The 4,506-nt window shown below is 27.4% G+C and carries 4 protein-coding genes; 1 reads left to right on the top strand and 3 read right to left on the bottom strand.

Annotated elements, in window-relative coordinates; genetic code table 11:
* Positions 1-229 precede the first annotated feature (229 nt).
* The 3 genes from Q1J76_RS06170 to fusA all read right to left on the bottom strand — a co-directional run bounded on the left by Q1J76_RS06170 (position 230) and on the right by fusA (position 3,636).
* On the bottom strand, positions 230-640 hold the full coding sequence (locus Q1J76_RS06170) for a T9SS type B sorting domain-containing protein (protein WP_300368390.1): 411 nt from the start codon (positions 638-640) through the stop codon (positions 230-232).
* A gap of 6 nt (positions 641-646) precedes the next feature.
* Positions 647-1,465, bottom strand: coding sequence for a PTS sugar transporter subunit IIA (locus tag Q1J76_RS06165; protein ID WP_300368387.1), 819 nt, complete (start codon positions 1,463-1,465; stop codon positions 647-649).
* Between the two features lie 83 nt (positions 1,466-1,548).
* On the bottom strand, positions 1,549-3,636 hold the full coding sequence (gene fusA, locus Q1J76_RS06160; RefSeq protein WP_300368384.1) for an elongation factor G: 2,088 nt from the start codon (positions 3,634-3,636) through the stop codon (positions 1,549-1,551).
* 327 nt (positions 3,637-3,963) lie between these two features.
* Here fusA and Q1J76_RS06155 point away from each other — a divergent pair, with 327 nt between their 5' ends.
* Positions 3,964-4,305 (top strand): hypothetical protein, encoded by a 342-nt coding sequence (locus tag Q1J76_RS06155; RefSeq protein WP_300368381.1) that lies wholly within the window; start codon positions 3,964-3,966, stop codon positions 4,303-4,305.
* Positions 4,306-4,506: the final 201 nt, after the last annotated feature.

Below are 4,506 nucleotides of genomic sequence, written 5' to 3'. Positions count from 1 at the left end.
TATTTATTATAAATATAATATTTGAAAAATTACTTTATAGTTATTAGCTATTTTTTATTGCTTTAAGAAATTGATAATATGATAAATAATCAAAATTCTTTATTGAGTTAATTGATTTGATATTATAATTTATTAAATACTATAAGTACAATTTTGTATTAATAGTATTATATTTTTTTTAATTGCTTTTTATAATAAGTATATATTATTTTGATTATCTTTATTTTAATTATCTTATAGAAGTTTTAAACTCAGATATAAAAGTGGAATCTTGATTATCCTTTACTATCACTTTGGCATCATAAATACCAGATGGAAGATATTTACCATTTTTATCAAGACCAGACCATATACAAGATGCTGACTTTTTACTATTATCAATAATTAAACCTTTGGAATCCATTAAATTTCCGCTTTGAGAATATATTTCTATTTTTGCACTTATAATTTCTCCACTTTTAATAGAAACCTTATATATAGTATTGTCTTTTGAAGGCACAAATGGGTTAGGGGTATTATAAAACTCAGAAATGTTTGAGCTAGGTTTATTTGGCGAGCATGAAATATAAAGGAAAGCTAAAAGAAGCATTATTAATACATTTCTTTTAGCTGTCCTTATTTTTAATAGATTATTTATCATCGATTATCAGTCAGTAGTAAATAATATTCTTCCGCAATGGAAACACATAATAATTTGATTTTGCCTTCTAACTTCATTAACGGTCATTTTAGGTATAGCTACATTACAAGCACTGCATTTATAATTTTCTATTTTAGCTAAAGCTTCACCTTTATTTTCTTTGATTCTTTTATAATTTTCTAATACTGCAACATCAATTTTACTTAATATAGTGTCTTTATATTTTTTATATTCTTCTAAAACAACATCAGATTTTTGCTGAGAGTGAGTAGAACTATAAAGTTCATAAGCTTTAATTTGTATTTCAGCTCTTTCAAGTTCAATTAAGAATTTAATTTGTTTTTCAGCTTCAAATTTTTCATCTAATTTTTTGAATGAATCTAAAACACTTGAAAGTTCATCATAGCTTTTAGTATCCATAACTTTATCAAGTATTTCTTTTTGATTTACCAAGAAGAAAATTTGAGAAAGATTTAAAAGATAATCTTGAGGGTTATCAAGATCAGAAAGTATAGCAAATACCAATTTTACAGGGCTTTTCTCATCAGAGTCAGAGTCATAATTAATTTCATCTTTTAGGAAACCGACAAAGATATCTGTTTTTCCATAGCCTTGTATTCTGCCATGAGGAACAGCAACTCCGTTTCCTATATTAGTTGTGTATTCATCTTCACGTTTTTTGAATGCATCGAATATAGTATCTGCAGATGCGGAAGCAACAGGTGCAATTTTTTCACTTAACGCTCTAAAAAGTGATTCTTTGTCTTTTGATTCCAAGTCTTCAAATACATGTTCTTTTGTGATTTTGTCAATTATTTTGAGCATACAATCTCCTATTTTATACATATTAAATTATTATATTATAGTATATAAAAAATATCAACTTTATTTTTATATACTATATAATGTTATTCTCCGCTGCCAAGTAATGCTTTTCTTTCCTCTATAACTTTATCAGCTAAAGGACCTGTAAGTTCTTGATAGTGAGAATGTTCCATTTCAAAAGTACCTCTTCCTGAAGTAGATGCTTTCATTTCTATTGAATAGGTAAGCATTTCTGATAATGGTACTTCAGCTTTTATCATCTGTACTGTATTAGATGCAGCTTCCATACCTAAAATTTTACCTCTTTTACCTGTAAGTTCATTCATTATAGCACCAGTAAATTCTTCAGGTACATATACTGTGACTTTCATAACAGGTTCTAATAATACAGGACTTGCATTTTTGAATGCTTCTTTTGCCGCCATAGAACCAGCTATTCTAAATGATAATTCATTAGAGTCTACATCATGATATTTACCGTCATAAAGTCTTACTTTTATATCAACCATTGGATATTTTCCTAAAGGTCCTTGAGATAATGCATCCTGTATACCTTTTTCTACTCCGGGTATATACTGTTTAGGTATAGCTCCTCCAAATATATCATTTATAAATTCAAAACCGCCATCACGAGTAAGAGGTGAAACTTCTAAATGAACTTCTCCGAACTGTCCACTTCCTCCAGATTGTTTTTTATGTCTGTATTGAGCTTGAGCCTGTTTTCTAATAGTTTCTCTATATGCTACCCTAGGAACACTTTGTTCTATTTCTGCTTTAGTAAGAGATACTACTCTTTCTAATGCAAGTTTTACCTGCAAAGCACCCATAGCCTTTATTATAGTTTCTTTGGTTTCACTATCATATTCAACATTGAATGTTAAATCTTCCTGTGCTATAGTGTCAAGAACTTCAAGAGCTTTTATATCATTCTTTAATATTTTTATAGCTGTAAAATATATAGGCTGAGGTATTTTAAGAGGAAGGAATTGGAATGGAGAAGTAGGGGCACTTATTGTATCAGCTGTTCTGCAGTCTGAAAGTTTTGCTAATACTCCTATATCGCCAGCAGTTATGGTATCTGCTTCAATTTGTTTTTTTCCTCTTGCCATATATATATGAGAAACTTTTTCTTTTTTTCCAGTTCTTGAATTATATATTTCATCTCCGCTTTTTATACTTCCAGAACGAACTTTAAAGAAAGATATTCTTCCTGCATATTGATCTATTGTAGTTTTGAATACAAAAGCAGCAAAAGGATTATCTCCCAATATAGATCTTGTAGCAGGTTCATTAGTTAAGAGATCTGTACCATCTGTTACAGGTACATAAGAAGGAGAAGGCATATATCTTATAATAGTATCAAGTACTGCTCCCATACCTATATCTCTTATAGATGTACCAAATAGTATAGGAACTACTTTATACTGAAGTATAGATTTAGTTAAAGCATCTATATATTCTTCATCTGTGAATTTTCCGCCCTCTAAAAATCTTTCTGTAAGAGAGTCATCAACTTCACATACTAATTCTTTTAATCTGTCGCGTGTAGCTCTATATTCATCATAATATTCTTCAGGTATTTCTGCTTCTACTATTTTTCCTTGCTCATCTCTGAAATAGGCCTTATGATAAATAACATCTATTATACCTTTAAAATCTTTTCCATTACCCATAGGTATTTGTATAGGTACTACAGGAGGCTCTTTAAAGTTATTTTCAATTTTTTCTAATAGAGCTTTATGATCAACCATTTCTTTATCTATTTTATTGATAAAAACTATTCTAGGTCTTCTGAAATTATTAGCCATTTGCCAATGCTTTTCTGTTTCAATTTGTATGCCGAATTCTGCATCTATAACAACAATACAGGATTCTGCTACTCTTAAAGCAGGATTAATTTCGCCGCTAAAATCACCAGACCCCGGAATATCTAGTAAATTGATCTTATGATCTTTCCATTCTATAAAACTTAAAGAAGTGTGTATAGACATTTTTTGCTTGATTTCTTCGTCTGTATAATCACTTACTGTACTCCCTCTCTCAATTTCTCCTTTTTTATCTATAGATTTAGATCTATAGAGTAAGGCTTCATTTAAAGTAGTTTTACCACTTCCTACATGTCCTAAAAGTGCAACATTACGAATACTTTCTGGGTTATATATTTTTCCCATAAACATTCCTCCTTTTGTAACAGGTAATATTTTGATATAATAGATTATTTAAGTGATTTCTAAAGAAGCTTAGAGAATAAGCTGTTTCATAGAAATTTAAGTAATGCATGATAACTCAAGTATAGTAAAAAAAATATTAAAAATCAAATTTTTATATTTTATTTTTAAAATACTAAACAATACTTGATTCTAATAAAAAATAGATAATAAATTATTATTACAAAACTTATACTATTATAATAATTTTATTTACAAACAATTATAAAAATTTGATATTTATATATTGTTATTATATCATTGAATAAATTTTTTATATTTGGAAATATAATGTATATAAATTTATTAAAGCAAATTAATTTTAAACTTTTTATAGTACTGATTATACAGGCATTAATACCATCTATTTACTCAACATTTAGAATATACATACTAGACAGTTATCCTAATGCAAATGCCTTAAATATTGCATCGCAGCAAATGTGGCTTGGAATTATATATGAAGTATTTGAAGAAGCTATAATAGCTCCTCTTTTTTTCTTTTTTGGTAAAATAAAAGATAAAAATTCATATGAAGAAAAATATACATTTATAAATAAAGTAAGAAGTTCCATATTAATAATAACACTTATATATATAGTAATGTCTTTGATTATAAATATATTTTTATAATAACTACATTAAAAATGTTTATAACTATTTTAGTTGATATACTCTTTGTTTCTCAGTATACTATATCATTGAACTTTGGTGTTAATGAAATTGCCATTTTTATATCAACCGTTATTATATATATAATTTATTTTAAGATTAAAAATAATAAAATTTAAAAGTGTTTAATATTATTTAGTTATTCGCCGCTTATTCTGCTGC

The sequence above is a fragment of the Brachyspira sp. genome (genome assembly GCF_029258575.1).
Classification (GTDB): domain Bacteria; phylum Spirochaetota; class Brachyspiria; order Brachyspirales; family Brachyspiraceae; genus Brachyspira.
Note: the sequence above shows the minus strand (reverse complement) of the source record. Positions and strands in the feature narration are given on the sequence as shown.